Source organism: Photobacterium kishitanii, from assembly GCF_003026355.1.
GTDB lineage: Bacteria > Pseudomonadota > Gammaproteobacteria > Enterobacterales > Vibrionaceae > Photobacterium > Photobacterium kishitanii.
Window position 1 is genome coordinate 24,279 of record NZ_PYON01000028.1, and the last position, 20,681, is coordinate 44,959.

Sequence of the window (20,681 nt, forward strand, 5' to 3'; positions counted from 1 at the left end):
TTATCAAAGCCAATATTTATCGGTTATGACCATATTAATTGGCGAATACCATTAACGTATTTTGAATGGCGTGAGGGGCGCAGTGGACAAGATCCGACTAAGCTCGATAACGCACTTTCATTGTCAGCATCGGTTTTGATTTCGAGTAAAACATATTCACCTAAACTGACGCCATGATTAAAATTAGCGACATCAAAATAACGTTGATCATAACACTCCATCTGGCGATCAAAAGTGATCCGTAATTTGCCATCATTAGAGATAAAATAATCGCGCTGATAGCGAATGATCACTATCGGACTTTGTTCATTACCTATTGTCGCTTGAGCCTCTGGAGCTAGAGTTGCAAAGTATTCACGTAGTATCGCTGACCAGCAATGGTTATTGGTTTGCCAATTAAGGGTTAATGGATATTGCTTTTTCCAGCCTTTACCACCACGGCGGTATTTGTGCTCAAGTACTGCATGGGTAGGAGTGGCAAGCTGATGATACCAGCGAATGCGGGTTTTTTTACGGCAACTGATGCCACTTAGGTTCTCTTGATAGCGATCCAAATATGGACTGTCGAGATATAAGCTATTGATATAACGTGTATCATACTGGCGTCGAAACAGCGATGGATGTAACGTTAACCAATTCTCGATATGTTGTAATCGGCTTAATGGAATCGGTATTTTAACTTCAAAGCGTGAATTCATTGGGGTTTATCCGGTTTCATGATTGTGTTGTAAAGCTGATTGACGTTGAGTTTCTGTGGGGGAACGGGCTGACCATCGATAATTAACTGATTACCTTTTGCGGCAATGATTTTGTGTTGGCAATCAACACACAGCCAGTGGTTGACCTTGACGATGGCACTGCCAAACAGATTTTTTTTGCGATAACTCATTAATCCATAGTGGGTGACGTTACGAGCGCGAATATCAGTTGCGTTGATCTGTGAACCATCTTTACCTGCTAATCCGACATTAACCTCATTAAACTCAATATCAAAGGCTGTGATCTGACTCCGTTCACCGACAGAAATGGCTTTATCACGAATATGGCTAAACATAAGTTTGGAGAGGGCTAATTGGGAGCCACTGACATCAATGCCATCACCGCCCGAGCGAGCACCGATATGATCAAAGCGGCTGTTGTTAATGATCCCCTTACAGAAATCGCAATCAAAGCCATCAGATAAACTATGGTGTAGTGCTAAGTCATTAATTTCAATATCACTATTAATAATATTTAACGCATCTTCAGTCTTGTTATGGTGTATTTCAACATGGTTGAGATAGACAGTGGCGTTAATGAAACTAATCGCTCCTCGTGGACGCCACAGTCCTTGTTTAGGACTACCCGTATAGGCAATATTGACATGATTTAAGCTGATGGGTGTTGTCGGAGTGGAAGCAAAGACCACTAAACCAGCCCATGGTTGATGGCGATTTTTGGCTGTTAGTTCCACGGGGGCTTGAGGGGTGCCGTTAATTGTTAATTTACCAAAGACCATTATTCCAGCTTGAGGACCAAAAACTAACTGCGTACCTTTATCGATGATGAGGTGCCAATTGGCGGGAGTATGTAAGCGGTCATTGATCTGCCAGCGACCTGCAGGGATTTTCCAGTAGTGATCACCTATTTCAATAAACGGGTAGCCTGAAAGGTTGGGCTGCTTTAAAGGCCGCGGTAAAAAGTGGGTAGCTGTTTGATCATGAATGAATCTAACCTTGGGTAAGGTGGTTGTTGGAGTGGTTGCGCTAATCTCAACGGAGTCAACATCGTCAGCAAGATACAAGGTCAGTTTTTCTCCTGGTTGTAGTTCAAGGGGGAGTTGGTCATTCGCTTCTTCTATGGCAATGGGGTGATTTTTAGCATTAAAGCCAGCAAGGTTTTGAATATACAGTGGTATTTGGGTGGGGTTAGCAATCGTTAACTGATGTTGATCGCCATAAAAGCTTGATAATTCCCATAATGGCGTTGCCTGCATGGTGGTCATATTAAGATGGAGTGCGGTATCTAATCGTCCAATAGTATGACATTCACGACTTCGATATTGCTGCTGTAAGCATGTAAGTTGAGTGGCTAACAGTGAGGTATCAAACCATGGTGTTAGCGGTGCACTACCATCAAGCATTTTGCGTTGTGTCTGTTGAATTGCATTGAGGTGTTGTTGCAGTTGCCCAGATTCTATTAAGGTCGCTAATTGGTTGAGTGCGAGTTGATAGTGGTGTTTTACTTCTGCATCTTCAAGCATTTTTTTGCTTATTAGTAGCTGTTCGCTAGGTGGACGCATTAACATCTGATGGCGACTAGGGGAGATAGCAACATCACTTTGGATGGGCTCTAATTTTGCGGTATGCGGATTATAATACCAGCGCCAGTTATTCCATGAGAGTGCATGCCACGCTCCCCAAACATCAACCGTTGCCAGATATTGACCGAGGAGTTGGCTGTCAAATACATCACTGGCTGTGCGGTTACCATTAATAAAATCACTCAGTAGTGCTAATGCTAATTGGCGCTGATAATTGAGCTCAAGTTTACGGCTAATGCGTTTTTGTTGTATGACTCGTGGGGTTAATTGACGTTTAACCTGCTTATTGTCGATCTGTTGTTGATTGAGATCGAGCCGTAGGATCATGCCTTCGGTGCGATTATGTATTGCGAGTAAATCTTGGCCAAATCCTTGCTCATGGTACATCACTCCCCAGTCATCACCATTGACGATCACCTTTACGGGGGTGTATCTGGGAGAAATGATGTCAAATTTAGCTAGTTGCAGGGTTTGTTCAAAAAGTACTGGCCCATGATGGATCCTGACATGAGGACTAATAAGGGCGAAACGTTGTGAGTTAAGCAGAGCATGTTGTTTTTTGAGATCGATTTTTAACGACCAACGCTGATGACTACTGACATGATCAAGGAGATCACCCTGTAGCCGAATATCGGCGTTAAAGTTTTGATTGTTAAACGATAGCTTGGCGGGAACTGTTGCTCTTATCGCAGGGATCATACCTTGTTTAATAGCTTGTTGGCGATTATCGGCTAATTTTTTCCAATTAGGATAATCAATATCAACCACAATAACGGGTAATTGGTGATTAGCATAAAGCCAGCGAACAGGAGCATGTAATAGATCCGTTGTCAGCTGGTGGATTTTAGTTGTCGTGGTAGTGGTTAATGCCACATAGCCGGAATGGATTAATTGATTTTTAAGGTAGCTAACGGAAGGGAAGACTAGAATGAGGATCGTCAGGCTAACAGCGGCAATAGTGATGCGCTCGGTTGAGGTTAAACCACGTTTATTCGGAGTGAGTCTCAACGTTATACTCCAGCAATATTATGTTGTTCAAGTAATGAGATCTTAATCATTGGAAAGCGGTCTTTTAATAATTTAAGAGTGTGGTCTAATTGTTCAGCTTCTATCGCAGTAATAAAAAAAGTGGCGCTAAAACTATGTTTATCGCAATCAAAACGCCGTAGTTCTAAGCGTTCACTATGTTTGGCAAGTAAGTTTTTTAGTTCATTAACTGAGATTGTGATTTCTTGCTCGCTGTGATGATTAATGGATAAAAATAGTCCCTGTTCTTGATAGATAGCGACATTATGACGTTTGGTCCAAGTGACTAAGACTAAAGTTACTGCGCAGGCTAATACCGCCGCTAATGTTTGTCCTGCACCTAAAGCGACAGCGATACCAATATTTAGGAAGAGATAAATTAATTCTTCTGGTTCTTTAATCGGTGTTCTAAAACGCACAATAGATAGGGCGCCGACTAGCCCTAACGCTAATGCAAGCGAGGCTTTAACAACCGTTATAATTAAAATAACGGTTAGCATTAACAGTGGAAATAAACGTGAAAAATCTTGGCGGTTACAAAACGCAGAAGAATAATGGCGAAAGTGCATACCAATAATCGATGCCAGTACAAATCCTAATAACAAATTGAGCAATAATGCCCATAGTTGTACGCTCGCATAAGGGAAAAAGAGATTTTTAATATCTTGAGGTAGCAAAGTAAGTAATACCGGATCTATGGCGTCCATAACCTATCCTTTTTATTCCCTTTACCTTCAGTGTAGAACAGCTGTGATTGACATGACGTCTATTTGTTAATGTAAATTGTTATTTAGAGATGAAAAAAGGCTGTCAGTTGGCAGCCTCGAAGATGGTGGTAAATATCATCAAGTTAAGTATTTAAATTTTAGATAAATGAGTCTTTTTAATCTTGAGCTTTTTTTCTTTAAATACTGAGGCATTTATTAAAATAATAATAGCTGGCGTTGCTGCCATATATATTACCGCATTCAGTGATGAAGTATATTGTAATCCAAAATAGAGTGTAACAGGAAATAACACCTGATCTAGCACTGATAAAATTGTTATTATTTCTATATTTTCTTTTATTAACAAAAGTTGGATTTAAATTTTTATTATATAAGCAAGATAGCTATTAATGACCATCTAAGTTCAGTTAGAAAGATAGGATCCACATTTTTATTTATGAAGGTTCCAAAACGCTATGAATAGAGATGTAAATAAATGTATTCCATACCTGTTTTTTCTGATGTGTTATTTGGAGACTGGCATAATACAGATGTAACAAAGGCCGCTTAAAGCGACCTTCGTTAATATCGAATAAGACCTCTGACGGTGCTGCTATTAAGCGCGCGGTCATTAATCTATAGATCATATTCTAGAACCTTAAAAGGGTAGAACGTAATGTTATTCGATGTAGTTACAATAGTCCTACTATCTCAACATGACAACAAAAACATCTCGATTTTAACTGCTGTTTTATGATTTATCTGTGTGCAAATTTATAACTTAAAAGCCAATCGATATGGCACAAAATATTCCCATACATTTTAGATATGATAGGGAACCGCCCGTATTGCGTTGCTGTCTATAAGAGAGTTAGTGATTTAGTTAACTCTTTTATGTCTTATTCCTTGCGAAGGATACCGTTCGCCGATTTCAACTTACTGAATAATTTTCAGTCCATTCGAGTAATAAAGGTTTGCTCGTCATCCACAAAAGCGACAAAGCCGCCGTAATAGATAAACACTCGACCACGCCCTTCAACGACACAAGCAAGCTGTGGGCTCAAATCTTCTTCGTTATTATGACGTTGAAATGTACCTGTATCGGTAATTACGCCGCTAAGTGTTGGCAAATATCCATAAGTGCGTTTAGCTTGATCTATCAGGCTCAATTCGCTGGCAGTAGAGAAGCAAATGGGGATTGCACCAGCATCTTCGACAAATAGAGTTTTTAGTTCTTCAAAAGCGGTGATCACCAGCCAGTCGATGCCGTTAACGTGATGGATAAACATAAAGTTTCTCGGTAATTTTAATGCACAGATTCTATCATTATCAGGGGCAGAATGTAGTAGAGATTTAGCTGCTAAAGGCGGGAATTCTGTGTCATTTGCGGACATTCATTAGGCCAACGCAAAATACGTTTTTGCTCCAAAACTTGTTAGATCAATAAGGATGTAGTTAAGGATAAAACATAAAGAAAACATAGGACAGCCATATCCTTGTACATCCCAATTAGCTATTAATTATATAAATTAACAATACCGCAATAAGCACTAGGGGGTGGGTTTTGTCGATCCTGAAATAGAGTAACAGCACCGATTTAAGTAATAATGTAAAACAATAAGCGGCAATTTTTATACTAAATAGCCTGTTGTTAGTGGAATATTCTATTTTTCAGAGGGTGCTTTTAGTTATCAAATATTTTGCTGTCTAATGTTCTGTTTGCTACAGCTTGCTTATCACTACCGCGGGCATTCACTGTAGGAATAATGAAAAATAGCGCAATAATTATCTGTTTTATAAAGGTAAATTTATGGGCTATATCATTTGGGTGTCCTATGTCATTTCCACAAAGCCTAAGCGATCGTCAAAAAGAGTTACTTACCGAATTTATTGCAGCATAAATATCATTACTGTTCAGGTTTCCATAATGGATCTGCTGGTAAGATAGAAACAGACAATATACGAGAGGCAATAACCAACATGAGGTTCTAATGACCCGCTGAGAAAGCAGGGCTTAAGCACCATCATTTAGTTATAGCTATCAACGGGATTCAGGTTACATGCGCATAATGATAGGGACATCATTATAGAAATACGATCTGTAACCCAAGTCATTGTAACGTTGATCAAGAACGGAAAAGCACTCACCATTTTTGTGGTAGTGATGGATAGACTCGGTAGGGCATTAATTACTCAGCGAAGTCCGCATCCTATCTAGTCGCTTTTTTATATCGCACTTTTAGTAAGTAACTGTAAATTAAATACTCTTATGACAATAATCAAACAGCTTTCTTTAGCAGCAACCATCGCTGCATTATTTACCTCTAGTACAGTATTTGCCACACCTAGTAACGATGCAACGAACACTATGCCTGATAGTGATTACTTCGCAGCAACGCAATACAAAGAAGCTCAAGCTCCACTCAATAGCTTCGGTGCTATCGACGTAAAAACCAATATTCCAGAAAATATACAAGTGCCTTCTGCACCAGTAGCAGCTGGTGGCAATAATGGGATTCCAGAAACACTGGTGCAAAAATGGACTCAGGCAGGAATATTCTCACCTCAAGTTGAAGCACGAGCTTTCATTTTAATGGATGCCAATACTGGACAGATTATTGCCGCTAACGATGCCAACATGCGTATGGCACCAGCCAGCACCACCAAGTTAATGCTAATGTACATTGTTGAGCAAAAACTGGCCGACGGTGTAATTTCACTAGACTCAAAAGTACAAGTGCCAGAAGTCGCATGGCGCACTGGTGGTTCAAGAATGTTCTTAAAGCCAGGCTCTTATGTTTCAGTGAAAGATCTTATCTCAGGTATGATTGTTGAATCGGGCAATGATGCCGCTGTCACCCTGGCAAATTACGTAGCTGGCTCGCAATCTTCATTCGTTTCGATGATGAACGCGACTGCCGTTAAGCTCGGTATGCACAATACCCACTTCACAACTGTCATGGGCTTGCCAGCGCCAGCACATTTCTCAACCGCTTATGATCTTGGGCTGCTCGGACAGCACATCATGAACGACTACCCTCAATACTTTCATTTTTTCAGTCAAAAGTATTTTGAATACAATCATATCCGCCAACCAAATTTCAATCGTTTATTGTTCACTTACCAATATGCGACAGGCATGAAAACAGGTAGTACAGAAGCTGCGGGATACTCACTGGTAAGCTCTGCTGAGATACCAAATAATCCAATGAAGTTGGTTGGAGTTGTTCTAGGCACAAAATCACTGAATGAGGTTGCCGCTCAAAGTAAGGCACTATTCAATTACGGCTTTCATTTCTTCAAGCAAGACACCTTATATTCAGCAAACAGCAAACTTTCTGAACAAAACGTTTGGGGAGGACAGCAAGATAATGTCTCTTTAGGCCTTGAGAAGCCACTAACCTTGGTTCTTCCTTCCAGTGTTGATGAGAAAGATCTGCTAACTAAGCTTCAAATTGACCGTGATATCAAAGCACCGGTTGATAAGGGCGAGAAATTAGGTGAAATTACTGTAACTTATAAAGACAAAGTTATTCAATCTGAGCCACTTGTCGCGCTCAACAGTGTTCAACAAGGTGGCTGGCTCACTCGAACCTGGGCAAGTATCTCACTGTATTTTCATAACTTGTTAGCATCTTACAGTCTGTAAACTTTAATAATGGGGTTGTACTTTTGGGCTATACAACAAACACCGTGAGGTAAATAAAAACAACGTCGTGATAGTTGTCTTTTTATTTGTCCCTAACGGATAGCACACTCCAATCGCAACAGCCATCATACGAATAAAGCCAATACTTTTAGTCGAAAGTGAATAAGGTATTGGCTTTTATTTGGATATAACAATACCTAAAACATTACTAAAATCATCTTCCACACTGCTTTCCTCCGTCCTGCTAATGGGGACAACATTTACATTTGTAGCAGGGATTAGTGGCGCTAACCGAGCAGTTGAAAACAGCTGTCACTTAGAGTCAGGTGAAACTTTCACGTTAACAATTACGAGCATAAAATCTATCATTGCACGGTGCAGGGTGAAACCTTAGCAGCGACCTTTATCCAAAGGCCTTACGAAAAAAGTATTTAGTTCATAATCACTTAATAGTTTCAAAGTGAAATTTGTATGCACGTACTCCGTCTATCTGAACGCCTTTTTCTCTTAGCTCAAGGTACTGCTGAATTTTAATGGTTCTGAAATCCATAGCCTTCAGCGCAAGGATTATTCGTAGTTCATCCATTGAACGTGACTTAGCTTCAGAACTACAACTGCCGCAGACAACATAAGTCTTTTGTTTAAAACCAACTTTATTAAGCCAGTTCAGTTCTTTGGCGTCTTTACGTGTGCCGCAAAAGTAGCAGCGATTCTCTTGTTTCAATGCTGCCTGTTCCCTTAAAGCTTTAGGGCTGGATGGAGTAGTATTAGGCTTCTTATTACCACTGAACATAGAGAATTGAACGACATTAGACATTAGGATTACTCTTACTCATTAAGGTATACAGTATATAACTGAACATTATTGTCATGTGCCTTTACATCCTATTTCTTGTTCACTTAATTAGTCAAATTATCATTTAGGCGCTGTGGTTTGTTTTGAAATTAGCGTCATTGTTTATGATGGTATGGTGAGCAGTTAGTTAGATTGAGTAAAAATCAATTTATCTTATAAATTTAGCTGTTATTGATAATAATTTGTTTGAGTAGTTTCTACTTTTGTCATTTTTATATTGAGCGAATGGAGATTGTTATACTACCAATTAAGTCTATTTTGTTGGTATCAACTTTCAAATCAACGAGTAAACATCATGTCTAACAGCTTCGATAAGATCATTGCTAAAATTGCGAAGATATCACCTGATATTGCAACCTGTATAGATACATCTACACACAGTATTAAGCGACGAGAAATTCTAGATAAAAAAACAACGTGCTTAATCAATATTGCAAGTTTAACTACACTAGGCTCATGCCATAAAGTACTTAAACGAAGCATTAATGAAGCTATTGATGCAGATTGTAGTTGTGATGAAATTTTAGAAACGATGCTTCAGATTTCTTTCAGTTGTGGGTTGTCACGTTCAATAGACGCTATTTTTGAGGCAAAGTCAGTATTTGAGGATCGCGGACTACTAAAAAAGAAGTCTAAAGATAAATCAGATAAAGATGACGAGTATGAAACAGAGTTAAAGTATCAATCAGAGAATGAATCTGATGATGAAGAATCAAAATGTGACTCAGATGACGGTGAAGATAAAGATAGTTCTGATGAAAAAGATGCTCAGAAATTAGAGACAGAATGTGAATTAGACAAAATAAACGATAATAAAGTTGAAAAAAAATAATAGAAATCACCATTGATATATTTTTGTATAAATACCTAAATAAGATAGGTCAAGATACTGATTATTATTCGCTTGAAATGGGATAGCATTAATTACTCATTAAATAGTATCTTTACCTATTTTAAATCTATATTCCCGCGTTTAATTAATTTCTTTGTATTGAAGCCGAAACTATTTATATAGCGTTAATATTTAACATCAATTAATAAGTTTTCTTGTAATGATTGGAATGACTATCAAACATGTAGTGAACTGCTATCATTGAACTTTTATGAAGTTTCTTACTTATCGGAGATTGTTAACATCCAAGTGTGCTTTATGCATGACTATTGATCTAATTAAAAAGCCAGAGCAAGATCATTATCTTGCTCTGGCTTAAGATAGCTTTTAGTCTAGTGCTAACAGCTATAGATATACTTTATGGTTGTTTCAACAAAACGACCAATTATATCGAGTTTATTCTTTACCGTAGACGTTGTTTTCTTGCTCTTGTACGCGGATAAATGTCGCACGCTTAGTTAGCTCTTTAAGCTGCGCTGCGCCAACATAAGTACAAGTAGAACGTACGCCGCCCATGATATCTTGAATGGTGTGTTCAACTGAACCACGGTAAGGAAGTAGTACTGTTTTACCTTCAGCTGCGCGGTATGTTGCAACCCCACCTGAGTGTTTGTCCATCGCGCTTTGGCTAGACATGCCATAGAACTTCATGAACTGCTTGCCATCTTGCTCAATAACTTCGCCGTTGCTTTCAGTGTGACCTGCAAGCATACCGCCAAGCATGACGAAGTCAGCGCCGCCACCGAAAGCTTTTGCTACATCGCCAGCACATGAACAGCCACCGTCACCGATGATACGACCACCAAGGCCGTGAGCAGCATCAGCACATTCAATGATAGCTGAAAGCTGAGGGTAACCTACGCCAGTTTTAACTCGAGTAGTACATACAGAACCTGGGCCGATACCAACTTTAACAATGTCTGCGCCAGCAAGGATAAGTTCTTCAACCATATCACCAGTAACCACGTTACCAGCACTGATTACTTTGTCTGGGAATTCAGTACGTACACGCTCAACGTATTCAACAAGGTGTTCAGAGTAACCATTAGCGATATCGATACAGATAAAGATAATATCGTTGGTCAGCGCCATGATGTCTTTGGTCTTTTGGAAGTCTGCATCAGACGTTCCTGTAGAGACCATCACGTTGTTTAATACTGATGCATCGTTAGTATTAATGAACTCAGCCCACTGCTCAACAGTGTAGTGCTTGTGAATAGCTGTCATCACTTTGTGTTGTGATAATGCGATTGCCATATCAAAGCTACCAACGGAATCCATATTAGCAGCAATAATTGGCACGCCTGACCATTGACGACCGCTATGTTTGAATGTAAAATCACGGGTTAAATCAACTTGAGAGCGACTTTTCAATGTTGAGCGTTTTGGACGAAATAACACATCTTTAAAGCCTAATTTTAAGTCTTGTTCGATACGCATGATATTTATTCCTTAAATCAGATCGAATGCAGCTCTAGTTAAAATAGTTACTGGCAGGTAACTTTTTTGCCTTTTGAGCAGGCACAAAAAAACCGGAGCGTTGGCAGACGCTCCGGTTTTCAGCATTATAGGCAGAGATTTTTTAAACACAACCCCTAAAATGTAAATAAATATATCTCAATAAGAATGGTTTTATTCATAATTATCACTTTTTTATTATTAATCCCTTATTTTTTATCATATTTTAATTTTAAACCTTCCCGAATACCCGCATAATTTACTTTATTGATAAGTTTGAAATAATTCAAATTGCAGTTGGTATCTCTTTTTTTAAGGGCTATGATTGAATTTTGGGGATAACTTAAAGCATTAAATGAGCTGTGGAAGGTTTGACTTGCTGAAGAGACGAAAGAAAAAAAATCACTTTCCTGTTGATTTTTATGGCGAAGAGGGGAGCTGGCGTTTTGTAATCCGCGCTATGCGTCAAGATGAAATTATCGATGCCATGTATTGGTGTGCATATATTTCATGCCATCGTAAAGATTTTGATTTGCTACATATTGCGAGTGATAGATTTGATTGTCGCTATAATTACTCAACCTCAGACCAGCTAGATCTACAATTTGGTTTAAGTAGTACGCCGCTTAAGGTGACGATGATGGGGCCTATTGTGCTGGTGTCGACAATTAAAGAACGTTTTTCTAATACTGAAATGGATCACGCCTCTGAACAACCTACATCTAAAAAATTGGTTCACGCAATGGCTTAAATTTGGTTGCGTGACAATAAATGAACGCTAAATAACCGATGTTATTTAGCGTTTTTTTATGGTTTTTTTTGTTATATGACGTTTAACTCAGACTGCGTTCTAATAACTTTTGTTGGTATTGAGCTGGTGTTAAACCGCGATTGCGCTTAAATGCTTTATTAAAACTTTGGACATTACTGTAGCCAAGCGCTGCTGCAATATTGTTGATACTCATGCCTGAAAGCATATATTTTATGGCTAAATTACATAAAATATAGTTAGTCGTCCCCATAAATGTCCAACCATTATCGTGCAATCGCCGTTGTAATTGCTGTTTGGATAATCCTATTTTTTCAGCAACAAAATCAAGATTTGGAAAGCCGTAATAGCGTGAATAGTTAATAACTTCAAACATAACTTTAGCGATATCTTGTGGCTGTGGCATGTTGAGCAAATCATCAAGTTGTAAATTTGACACTAAAATGGGTTTGATTATCGGTAATGGGCGCTGATTGCCATGCTCTAATATCGATAGGTTCAGCCATACTTTAGTTGCTGGTGCTTGCCATGTGATAGGACAACCAAAAAACTGTTGAATGGCGGGATCGACAATTTCTGCACCAGATAACTCTATTTTTAAAGGCATATAATTATCACCCATATAATTACGCGTGACTTGAGTAAATAAAATAGCAACTTTTAAACTATCAAAGCTCGCTGCACGGCCATGTGCATAGCTATTGTTATATACCCATTTTACGATTTTTCCTGATTGCTCACCATGATAAGACGCTCCGCTCTGTAAACATGAAATCCCGTGATTGATGCGTCGAAAAGCTAATGCGAGATCAGGGCAAGTGACATACCAATTACCAATTGCCCCAATATTTTCGAAAGTAAGATCTGCTGCTATTTTGATCATATAAGCGGGATCTGCGGTTAATGTTTCAATACGTTCTAGCCAGTGTAAGTAATCGTTGAAAGGAATTAATGAGGTTGGTTCTTTAAGGAGTTGTGTTGGAATACCTAACTCAGCCAAGTTGATCCCATATTTTTTTTGTAAGCCAAGCTCTAATGGTTTCAGAAAAGCTGTGCGAATAAAGGCAATATTGATCATTAGTATCCCTATAATTTGGTTGATCCTTGGTGAATATCAATCATAGTTACTGTTGATATTGGATTGATTGTATCAAATATAGCTTTTTTCCGATTTAAATAGACTCTTTTTACGTAATTAGTGTGATCACTGTCCATGATGGTTTGCATTCATCACTGCATGAGTGATGGTTTTTGAATTGCTAATTTTGAACCGGAGAGTATGAATGAGTCTACTGAGTATGCCATTTGTCGATACTAATATTGATACGGCGTTAAGTGTGTTTGCTGGGGTGGTCTTAATTGCCACTATCGCCGCGGTTGGAATTGGTTTTTGGAAAATACATGAATTACCGATCCATAAGGCTTCAACAAAAGAACATCATCAAATAGGGCTAATAACTGCGCTGACTTGGATTGGCTTTGTATGGCATTGGGTATGGGTTATTGCGGTCATTATTGCGTTTGTAGATGGTGAGCAAGCACTGCGTCGTATTCGTGATATTTGGCATGGCGATCGTATGCCGACAATGCCAACAGAATCCGTCAATACAGAGGATAAATAGTATGTTAGAAGGTTTAGCGGTTTGGGCACTGTTTATTTATTTGCTGCGCTTGGTGGGTATGCCATGGAATAAATTTACTCAATCTTTTGCGTATATTGGTGGGGGCAGTTGGTTGGTGTTTGTGTGGTTTGGGCTAATAACTTACGCCCCAATGGATTTATCGGGAGGCTCATTAGTGCAGTCACCGCATGTACAGTTACGACCAGCATTAACGACAATAAATGGCCGAGTAAAAGCAATTTATGTTGAGCCTAATAGTCAGGTGACTCAAGGCCAGTTAATCTATGAATTAGAAGCTGAACCGTACACTATTGCTCTTAACAAAGCACTGGCAAGTTTAGATTCAGCTAAAGTAGCCCGAGATATGGCTGAACAAAATATCGCCATGGCACAAGCCTCAGAAACAGCAGCGGTGAAAGATATTGATATAGCGACTAAACAGTTGTCGGTTGCTGATGCTGATTATCGTTTAAAAAATACGATGTTGGCCCGTTACGTAAAACAAAATAGTGTCGTTAAGCACACGGTGACAGCAAGTATGTTAGATGAGCAACGTACAGCGGTTGCTGTTGCTAAATCACAACAGGTGATGTTGAACTCGCAAATTGAAAAAGCACATATAGCAGTTAAAAAAGCGCAATTAGGGATAGAAAAAGCGCAATTAAGCTTAAATAGTCGTGAAGTTGATATCGTCACTGCTCAAGAGAATGTCGCTAAAGCACAATGGGATTTAGATAATACTAAGGTCTACGCACCTGCTGATGGGTTTGTGACGAATTTTATTATGCGTGAAGGGCAGTTTGTCGGTTCAATTCCACGTATTCAAATGTACACCGATGAAAAATATGTATTGATGCGTGTTAACCACCAAGCGATTCGCAATGTAAAACCGGGACAAATGGCAGAATTTTCGTCAGCAGTTTATCCAGGTAAAGTGTTTGCGGCTGAAGTTGAGGGTATTGTCGAAGCGACGGGAGAGTCACAAGGTAATTTGATTGGTCGTGAAACCAATGTCCGTCAGATGACAGGGGCAAATATTGCAAATAAACATCATTTTGTACGTTTAAAACTTTATGAAACTGAAGGTTATGATATTCCTGTTGGCTCGGTAGGCTTAGCGTGGGTGAGTGCTGAAAAACCGATTAGCTTCCTTGGTTTTTTAGATGTTATTCGTGGCATTATCATTCGAATGAAGGCACAAGTTTTCTATGTTTGGTCAATATAGATATTTGTAAATTATAATAATAGTAGTTATTTTTCGGTTCACCTGTCGTTGTTTATTCAGCGGCAGGTCTTTTTATTGAAATTAATCTTTACGAAGATTGTTGACCATTGAAATTGGCGTTGGATAACGACGTACAATCCAATAGGTCGAAATAACAAAAGTCGTTATCGTCACTGTTTCTATGAAAGTTTTTCCTTGATCTGACAGTAAGCCCTGAGCGGTTGCCGCGTAGACTAATAATAATGAAAATTCACTGGCTTGACTTAAGCGAGCGCGCAGCTCGACACTTTCGATGTGGTTTTCATGGGCTAATATTAGAGCAATTTTAAATCCCCATGCTTTTATTCGAATAAGGCAGATGCCAAAAATAACCCCTAAAGCAGTATAAATATCGCTGTCCCATAAATTGATTTTTGCACCAATAGCAAAGAAAAATAAGATCAAGAAAAATTCGCGTAATGGTTTGAGGTGAACAGCAATGGCTTGTGATACAGGGCTTACAGCAAGAGAGATACCAGCGATAAATGCGCCTGTTTCATATGATAGACCGATATTATGGCTCAAGACTGCCCAGAAAAAGCACCATGCTAATGTTGCAATAAAACTATATTCTTGAATAATATCGAACCGCTTTAGTAGCGGTAACATAATGTATTTTACGGCGAAGTAAGCACTAACAATAATAACGACTATTTTAATGACCAATAAGCTAAGGCTGAGAGTGAGATTATGATCAGCATCGATATTAAGCAGTAGCAACACACTGATCGCGATAATGTCTTGCATCAGTAGAATGCTCGTCATTACTTCCCCCATACGTAAGTGATGTAGGGTTGTGGTTGGGATTAACTTAAGGCCAATAACGGTACTAGAAAACATCATTGCGGCAGCAGTAATTAATGCATCAGTCGCTGAAAGGTTGATTAATAAAGCAAATAAGAACCCACAAATAAAAAATAATAAACAGCTAACAATAGTGATCACGGCACTTTGTTTAAATAGGTGCAGTAGTCGCTGAGGTTGGAGGTTTAACCCCAAAATAAACAGTAATAAAATGACGCCAAGATGCCCCATTTGACTAATGCTGGTGGCATTAGTGACAAGCTGGAGCCCGTAAGGACCAATGACGATACCAGTAAAAATATAAGCAAGAATAATGGGTTGGCGAGTATAGAGGAACAAGCTGCTAAAAATAGCAGTAACAATAATAATACTACAGAGTTCAGTGATTATGCTGGTTAGGTGTTCAAGCATATGACCCCTATAGTTTTATTATTGTGGTATTAAAACTCGCTGCGGCTGTAATGTTGGTAGTGATTGATAATATCAGCGATGATCTCTGGTTCTGAAAAATCATCGACAAAATAGCGTTGTTGATCATTTTTGATAAATACTTCAAGGTGGGTCTCATCACCATCAACACTGGGAATAAAATGGATGGCATATTCATAAGGTAATTGTTTGTCGTTAGTGATCACTAATCTAAATCGACGATCCATACAGTAAATATCAGTAAAATAGCCAGCGGCTGAAAGTTGTTTACTTGCTTTTGTTACGGCTGATTTTGCGATGGTATAACCAGTATGATGCGCTGTGATGGTCGCCATGACGAAGCCCTCTTTTATCGATGTTGAGGATAGGACGTTAGGGGTAACGTTTGTCTATATCAAACGATTTTATCGGGCGAAGACATATGGTTACCAACTAAATAATTCAATCATCGTCATTAGATCTTTTCATCAATATTGAAGTTTCGATATTTGCTTCATTTATTCGAATAACGACCAGATTCTGTATAAAAATGTAATAATAATAGCCTTTGGGGTTTTTATTATTACATTTTAGTCTGAAATCGGTGTCTTTGTAGGTAAGATTTGCACAATAAGAATGAATATTAAGTTAAGAGGCATCAGTAATGCTACAAAAAAACCTTCGTTTTATCCCTCTGGTCGTGTTATTAGCAACCTCGACGGCTGTGCATGCCGATGGTGCAATCAAGCAACTTCATAAAGTAAATAAACAGCTTTCTCGTATTGAACATACTGTTAATGGTACTCAGAAAAAATATAACAATACCCAAAGAAACATAACGGAGATTAAAGAGGGCACATATGCTGAGAAAAGTGTTGGGCGAGCAGTAAAAAACAAGAAGAAAAAGGCTGTTAATAGTCTGATTCATCGTTCAAATAACGCTATTCGTAAAGCAACTAATAGTTATTAATGAGTACTGTGTTAGATAGCAATGCGGCTATCATATGATAGCCGCATTTTTATGTTGTGCTGTTATATTGCTAGCAATGTACTTATGATTTTTGTAGGAGTACTTTTGCCTGTTTACGCTCGGCAGCAAGACATGCCGCAGCAGTAAATACTACGTCTGTTGAGCTATTTAGCGCTGTTTCTGCGGAATCTTGAATTACACCAATAATAAAGCCTACCGCAACAACTTGCATTGCGACTTCATTTGGAATACCGAATAAGCTTGCTGCTAATGGAATTAAAAGTAGTGAACCGCCGGCAACACCTGATGCTCCACATGCTGATACTGCGGCAACCACACTGAGTAATACAGCTGTTGCGAGATCAACTTCAATACCTAATGTATGTACTGCTGCCAACGTTAAGACTGTGATGGTAATTGCAGCACCACCCATATTTATTGTTGCACCTAAAGGAATCGAAACAGAATAAGTATCTTCATGTAAATCAAGATCTTTACATAGTTTCATGTTCACCGGAATATTGGCAGCTGAACTGCGGGTGAAAAAGGCAGTAATACCACTTTCACGTATGCAACGAAATACAAGCGGGTAAGGATTAGATTTGATCTTGGCAAATACGATAATCGGGTTAACGACTAATGCAATAATTGCCATTGAGCCTAATAATACAGCGAGTAGATGCGCATAGCCTAATAATGCATTAAAACCTGTTTGAGCAAAAGTATGTGCTACAAGTCCAAAAATACCAATAGGCGCCAGACGGATAATAAAACGTACAATTAAGGTTACGCCGTCAGACATATCTTGGAAAACTTGCTTAGTGGCATCACTTGCTTGATGGAGTGAAAAGCCAAGTGCAATCGCCCAAGCTAAAATGCCAATAAAGTTACCGGTCATTAAAGCATTGATTGGGTTGTCAACTATCTTAAAAAACAGAGAGTTAATTACCTGCGCAATGCCCTCTGGTGGTGCAATTGAGGTCGTGTTAGTAACAAGCGTTAAAGTGGTAGGAAAAAGAAAGCTCATTGCTACGGCGGTAAAAGCAGCTAATAATGTTCCTAATAAATACAGGAAAATAATTGGCTTCATATTGGTATGGGTGCCTTTTTTTTGATTAGCAATCGATGATGCTACCAATATAAACACCAATATCGGTGCGACAGCTTTTAATGCGGCAACAAATAGTCCACCTAAAAAGCTAACGCTGAGTGCTGATGATGGAGAAATAACCGCTAATGCCACGCCGGCAATAATCCCCACCAATATTTGTATTACTAAACTGCCATTAGCGACTCTGGCAAGAAAAGGTTGTGATTGACTCATAGTTCATCCTGCATTTTTATTGTTGTGTTAGAGTTTTATATTTTGTAACAGAAACATTTTTTAACAGGATCTGTTTCAAATAGCCAGCCTTCTTTTAATAACCATAGTTATTGCTGTTTTTTAACAAATTTTATTACGTTTTGGTCACATTTAAATATCAATATGAGTGTTTCTATTGCTATATGTCACGTAAATAAAAAATATGAATTAATGCAGAGCATTTAACTGTTAAAAGTTTGTTAGTTACATTATTTATAGGGGTAGCAGTGAATGTTATGTTTATTTACATTCGGTTACAAAATGAAAAACGCCTAATATAAATTGATTCCTACTCTAAGTAGTAACCGATATTAGGCGTTTAGGGAGGCTATTGTTATAGCCTCTTATTATTTTGTAGTGTTACTTAGGGTCGAGGCTGGATAAGGCTGTAGATGTATGTTTTATTACCGTTAGTTGTTTAGCTTGGGTTAATAATGCTAACAATGTTTGGTTATTCCACGGGTTATCCAGTGGTGAATAATGAGCAGCCATCATTGCTTTTACTTCATCATCAAGTTGCTGTAATAACTGTGGTTGAGTACTGAGCATCAAATGCTGTTGTTGACGCCATTGCTGATAATAAGTTTGTACTTTAATTGGGTCATTATCATTAATTGCCATCTCAAGTGCTGAAACGACATCTGCTTTTCCAGTTGTGATTATTGCTGGTGCAAGAATGGTTTGCTGACGCTTTTTAAGTAATAACGTTAGAGTGATTAACCATAATATTGCAAACACTAGTGTTGCCCATGGCCACATACCTGCAGATGTGACCGTTTTTATTGGATTTATTGCTGCCGTTGTTGGTGGCGTAGCTGTTACTGCTGGTGGAGAAAATTGACTATTAGCCGTTGGATCTGCGACCACATTTAAGGTTAAGCCGTCAATTTTACTCTGTTGCTGCTTCGCTGTGGCGGTATTCCACCAATTAATCGTTAGTGGTGGTAGTGCGACTTTACCTGCCTGACGAGGAATAATGACTTGTTTTAACGTCATCACGCTGTAGCCATTTTCAGTACTGTACTCAGGTTTCTCATTGTAAATGCGTACAGTATCGGGGTAGGTAAGGTTGATATTTGGCATATTACTTTGAGCAATATCTTTAATACGTAATGTAACTGTACGAGTTATTGGCTCACCAACTTTGGTTGTGACATCATTTTGGTTAGAAACTTGTGGTTGCCATGTTTGATGTAACTGTAAATCTGGTGTTGGTAGCCATAGCCCTTTGTAATCTGTAGGTTTGGGCTTGATATTCAAAGTGATATTTCTAGCATCTTTGTTAACAGGTACAGTAATACCTGAACTGAAACCATTGGCACCACGCACAGCACTACCATTAAATGTTGCGCCGTGGATGATTAGCTTACCGGCTTTTTCTGCAGTAAGTTGATAGTTACGGGTGATGACTAAATAACGGCGTCCATTTTGAACGATATTATTTTGAGCATCTTGACCCACTTGCGATACCGCGAAGCCTTCACCTGAAGGTGCACTCAACGATGCTTGAGATAGTTGTTCACCAATGAAGATCTTAACCCGATAATTAATGCTCTCACCAACATAGACGCTGTTCTTATCAACTTCGGCAGTTATGCGAACATTAGCTTGATCAGTATCCGCTGAATTATTTTTTTGACTGTTTTTTAGAACGGTAATGGTAATTGGTGTTGTTTGCGAGCTACCAATTTTAAATGCAGGAATCGTTGCTGTGCCAACATTTTTAGCAGCAACAGCAATTGTCCAAGTCGTGCTGCGTGACATCGTCCCGTTAATTAATGACGTTGAGCTGCTTACACTTGGTTGACCATAAGCAAAGTCAGGGCTCAAAACACTAAAATCAACGCTGTCGGGGTTGATAGCAGTATCTACTGAAACAGATAACTGAAACACTTGATTTACAGCCACGACATTTTTAGACACCGTCGCTTCTGCTTGTGCGGCCATTGCTTGTAATGGCACTAATGTAACGAGCATGGCTAGAAGTAATAACCATGGAGAGAGGCACTTTTTAGCCCAATTTGTTTGATTTACTGACATTTTCATTTTCTCTATTACCATGATTTATTACTTTGTTGTTGCTCGGCTCTTTGCTGGGCTTGCAACATTAATTGGGCTCGAATTAACCCTGCGGTATCGTCTGGTACTTGCTCAAGTTTTTTCAAAATCGGATTACTGACTGAAAGCACTTGTTGCTGATCCGCACTTGGTTTTCCTTGCTGCATCGTGACTGCCGATGGCTGGTTCTCGCCTTGTTTAACTTCTTTCCCTGATTTTTGCTGTTGCGTCTGTTGGCTTAATGCTTGCTGTGCATTGTGTTCTGCTTGCTGTTTTTTCTCAGCTTCAGTCATTGATTGTTGTTTGTTTTCGTTTCCTAATTGTTGTTGCTGCTGATCTTTATTGCCTTGCTGACCTTGTTGCTGCTGGTCTTTATTGCCTTGCTGACCCTGTTGTTGCTGCTGATCTTTATTGCCTTGCTGACCTTGTTGTTGCTGCTGGTCTTTATTGCCTTGCTGACCTTGTTGTTGCTGCTGGTCTTTATTGCCTTGCTGACCTTGTTGTTGCTGCTGGTCTTTATTGCCTTGCTGACC

17 protein-coding genes and 1 pseudogene are annotated in these 20,681 nt (G+C 39.0%); 6 read left to right on the top strand and 12 right to left on the bottom strand.

The window, feature by feature from the left end; genetic code table 11:
- Window positions 1-23 precede the first annotated feature (23 nt).
- The 4 genes from C0W29_RS20130 to C0W29_RS20150 all read right to left on the bottom strand — a co-directional run bounded on the left by C0W29_RS20130 (window position 24) and on the right by C0W29_RS20150 (window position 5,324).
- On the bottom strand, window positions 24-698 hold the full coding sequence (locus C0W29_RS20130) for a polyphosphate polymerase domain-containing protein (RefSeq protein WP_045042984.1): 675 nt from the start codon (window positions 696-698) through the stop codon (window positions 24-26).
- The gene (locus tag C0W29_RS20135) at window positions 695-3,310 is read right to left on the bottom strand and encodes a CotH kinase family protein (RefSeq protein WP_107174239.1); all 2,616 of its coding nucleotides are present in this window, start codon (window positions 3,308-3,310) and stop codon (window positions 695-697) included. The genes C0W29_RS20130 and C0W29_RS20135 overlap by 4 nt, the downstream gene beginning before the upstream one ends.
- 2 nt (window positions 3,311-3,312) lie before the next feature.
- The gene (locus tag C0W29_RS20140) at window positions 3,313-4,035 is read right to left on the bottom strand and encodes a DUF4956 domain-containing protein (RefSeq protein WP_045045697.1); all 723 of its coding nucleotides are present in this window, start codon (window positions 4,033-4,035) and stop codon (window positions 3,313-3,315) included.
- Window positions 4,036-4,985: 950 nt separating this feature from the next.
- Complete coding sequence (locus C0W29_RS20150; protein ID WP_045045707.1) at window positions 4,986-5,324, bottom strand: hypothetical protein; 339 nt, start codon at window positions 5,322-5,324, stop codon at window positions 4,986-4,988.
- A 980-nt stretch (window positions 5,325-6,304) separates the two neighbouring features.
- Between C0W29_RS20150 and C0W29_RS20155 the strand changes: the two genes are divergently transcribed.
- On the top strand, window positions 6,305-7,684 hold the full coding sequence (locus C0W29_RS20155) for a D-alanyl-D-alanine carboxypeptidase family protein (RefSeq protein WP_045045698.1): 1,380 nt from the start codon (window positions 6,305-6,307) through the stop codon (window positions 7,682-7,684).
- Between the two features lie 442 nt (window positions 7,685-8,126).
- Here the strand turns inward: C0W29_RS20155 and C0W29_RS20165 are convergent, their stop codons facing one another.
- Window positions 8,127-8,501, bottom strand: coding sequence for a hypothetical protein (locus C0W29_RS20165; protein WP_045045699.1), 375 nt, complete (start codon window positions 8,499-8,501; stop codon window positions 8,127-8,129).
- Between the two features lie 334 nt (window positions 8,502-8,835).
- Between C0W29_RS20165 and C0W29_RS20170 the strand changes: the two genes are divergently transcribed.
- On the top strand, window positions 8,836-9,372 hold the full coding sequence (locus C0W29_RS20170; protein WP_045045700.1) for a carboxymuconolactone decarboxylase family protein: 537 nt from the start codon (window positions 8,836-8,838) through the stop codon (window positions 9,370-9,372).
- A gap of 456 nt (window positions 9,373-9,828) precedes the next feature.
- Here the strand turns inward: C0W29_RS20170 and C0W29_RS20175 are convergent, their stop codons facing one another.
- Window positions 9,829-10,872: a GMP reductase gene (locus C0W29_RS20175; RefSeq protein ID WP_045045701.1), complete on the bottom strand. Its 1,044-nt coding sequence runs from the start codon at window positions 10,870-10,872 to the stop codon at window positions 9,829-9,831.
- Window positions 10,873-11,266: 394 nt separating this feature from the next.
- On the opposite strand from C0W29_RS20175, the gene C0W29_RS20180 reads away from it, so the two are divergent.
- Entirely contained in the window at window positions 11,267-11,641 is a 375-nt protein-coding gene (locus C0W29_RS20180; protein WP_235862044.1) for a hypothetical protein, read from the top strand.
- Window positions 11,642-11,723: 82 nt separating this feature from the next.
- On the opposite strand, the gene C0W29_RS20185 is transcribed toward C0W29_RS20180, so the two are convergent.
- Window positions 11,724-12,737 carry an AraC family transcriptional regulator gene (locus C0W29_RS20185; protein WP_045045702.1) on the bottom strand — a complete coding sequence of 338 codons (1,014 nt, stop codon included), beginning with the start codon at window positions 12,735-12,737 and terminating at the stop codon, window positions 11,724-11,726.
- A gap of 205 nt (window positions 12,738-12,942) precedes the next feature.
- Here C0W29_RS20185 and C0W29_RS20190 point away from each other — a divergent pair, with 205 nt between their 5' ends.
- A complete protein-coding gene (locus C0W29_RS20190; RefSeq protein WP_045042993.1) occupies window positions 12,943-13,281 on the top strand; it encodes a hypothetical protein in 339 nt (112 codons plus the stop codon).
- 1 nt (window position 13,282) lies between these two features.
- Window positions 13,283-14,506 (top strand): HlyD family secretion protein, encoded by a 1,224-nt coding sequence (locus C0W29_RS20195; protein WP_045045703.1) that lies wholly within the window; start codon window positions 13,283-13,285, stop codon window positions 14,504-14,506.
- Window positions 14,507-14,587: 81 nt separating this feature from the next.
- Here the strand turns inward: C0W29_RS20195 and C0W29_RS20200 are convergent, their stop codons facing one another.
- Together C0W29_RS20200 and C0W29_RS20205 are read right to left on the bottom strand one after the other, a co-directional pair.
- Window positions 14,588-15,760 carry a cation:proton antiporter gene (locus C0W29_RS20200; RefSeq protein ID WP_045042995.1) on the bottom strand — a complete coding sequence of 391 codons (1,173 nt, stop codon included), beginning with the start codon at window positions 15,758-15,760 and terminating at the stop codon, window positions 14,588-14,590.
- 29 nt (window positions 15,761-15,789) lie between these two features.
- Window positions 15,790-16,113: a hypothetical protein gene (locus C0W29_RS20205; RefSeq protein ID WP_045045704.1), complete on the bottom strand. Its 324-nt coding sequence runs from the start codon at window positions 16,111-16,113 to the stop codon at window positions 15,790-15,792.
- Window positions 16,114-16,421: 308 nt separating this feature from the next.
- On the opposite strand from C0W29_RS20205, the gene C0W29_RS20210 reads away from it, so the two are divergent.
- Entirely contained in the window at window positions 16,422-16,727 is a 306-nt protein-coding gene (locus C0W29_RS20210) for a hypothetical protein (RefSeq protein ID WP_045042996.1), read from the top strand.
- Between the two features lie 82 nt (window positions 16,728-16,809).
- Here the strand turns inward: C0W29_RS20210 and sstT are convergent, their stop codons facing one another.
- The 3 genes and pseudogenes from sstT to C0W29_RS21685 all read right to left on the bottom strand — a co-directional run.
- Complete coding sequence (gene sstT / locus C0W29_RS20215) at window positions 16,810-18,051, bottom strand: serine/threonine transporter SstT (protein ID WP_036791240.1); 1,242 nt, start codon at window positions 18,049-18,051, stop codon at window positions 16,810-16,812.
- A gap of 399 nt (window positions 18,052-18,450) precedes the next feature.
- Window positions 18,451-20,130 carry a BatD family protein gene (locus C0W29_RS20220; RefSeq protein ID WP_052671723.1) on the bottom strand — a complete coding sequence of 560 codons (1,680 nt, stop codon included), beginning with the start codon at window positions 20,128-20,130 and terminating at the stop codon, window positions 18,451-18,453.
- Between the two features lie 14 nt (window positions 20,131-20,144).
- Window positions 20,145-20,681, bottom strand: a pseudogene (locus tag C0W29_RS21685) (hypothetical protein); the annotation flags it as partial.

Bases quoted from the DNA above. Each gene is read 5' to 3' on its own strand.
- C0W29_RS20130 (WP_045042984.1), bottom strand. From the start codon at position 698: ATGAATTCACGCTTTGAAGTTAAAATACCGATTCCATTAAGCCGATTA.
- C0W29_RS20140 (WP_045045697.1), bottom strand. From the start codon at position 4,035: ATGGACGCCATAGATCCGGTATTACTTACTTTGCTACCTCAAGATATT.
- C0W29_RS20150 (WP_045045707.1), bottom strand. From the start codon at position 5,324: ATGTTTATCCATCACGTTAACGGCATCGACTGGCTGGTGATCACCGCT.
- C0W29_RS20155 (WP_045045698.1), top strand. From the start codon at position 6,305: ATGACAATAATCAAACAGCTTTCTTTAGCAGCAACCATCGCTGCATTA.
- C0W29_RS20165 (WP_045045699.1), bottom strand. From the start codon at position 8,501: ATGTCTAATGTCGTTCAATTCTCTATGTTCAGTGGTAATAAGAAGCCT.
- C0W29_RS20170 (WP_045045700.1), top strand. From the start codon at position 8,836: ATGTCTAACAGCTTCGATAAGATCATTGCTAAAATTGCGAAGATATCA.
- C0W29_RS20175 (WP_045045701.1), bottom strand. From the start codon at position 10,872: ATGCGTATCGAACAAGACTTAAAATTAGGCTTTAAAGATGTGTTATTT.
- C0W29_RS20185 (WP_045045702.1), bottom strand. From the start codon at position 12,737: ATGATCAATATTGCCTTTATTCGCACAGCTTTTCTGAAACCATTAGAG.
- C0W29_RS20190 (WP_045042993.1), top strand. From the start codon at position 12,943: ATGAGTCTACTGAGTATGCCATTTGTCGATACTAATATTGATACGGCG.
- C0W29_RS20195 (WP_045045703.1), top strand. From the start codon at position 13,283: ATGTTAGAAGGTTTAGCGGTTTGGGCACTGTTTATTTATTTGCTGCGC.
- C0W29_RS20200 (WP_045042995.1), bottom strand. From the start codon at position 15,760: ATGCTTGAACACCTAACCAGCATAATCACTGAACTCTGTAGTATTATT.
- C0W29_RS20205 (WP_045045704.1), bottom strand. From the start codon at position 16,113: ATGGCGACCATCACAGCGCATCATACTGGTTATACCATCGCAAAATCA.
- C0W29_RS20210 (WP_045042996.1), top strand. From the start codon at position 16,422: ATGCTACAAAAAAACCTTCGTTTTATCCCTCTGGTCGTGTTATTAGCA.
- sstT (WP_036791240.1), bottom strand. From the start codon at position 18,051: ATGAGTCAATCACAACCTTTTCTTGCCAGAGTCGCTAATGGCAGTTTA.
- C0W29_RS20220 (WP_052671723.1), bottom strand. From the start codon at position 20,130: ATGTCAGTAAATCAAACAAATTGGGCTAAAAAGTGCCTCTCTCCATGG.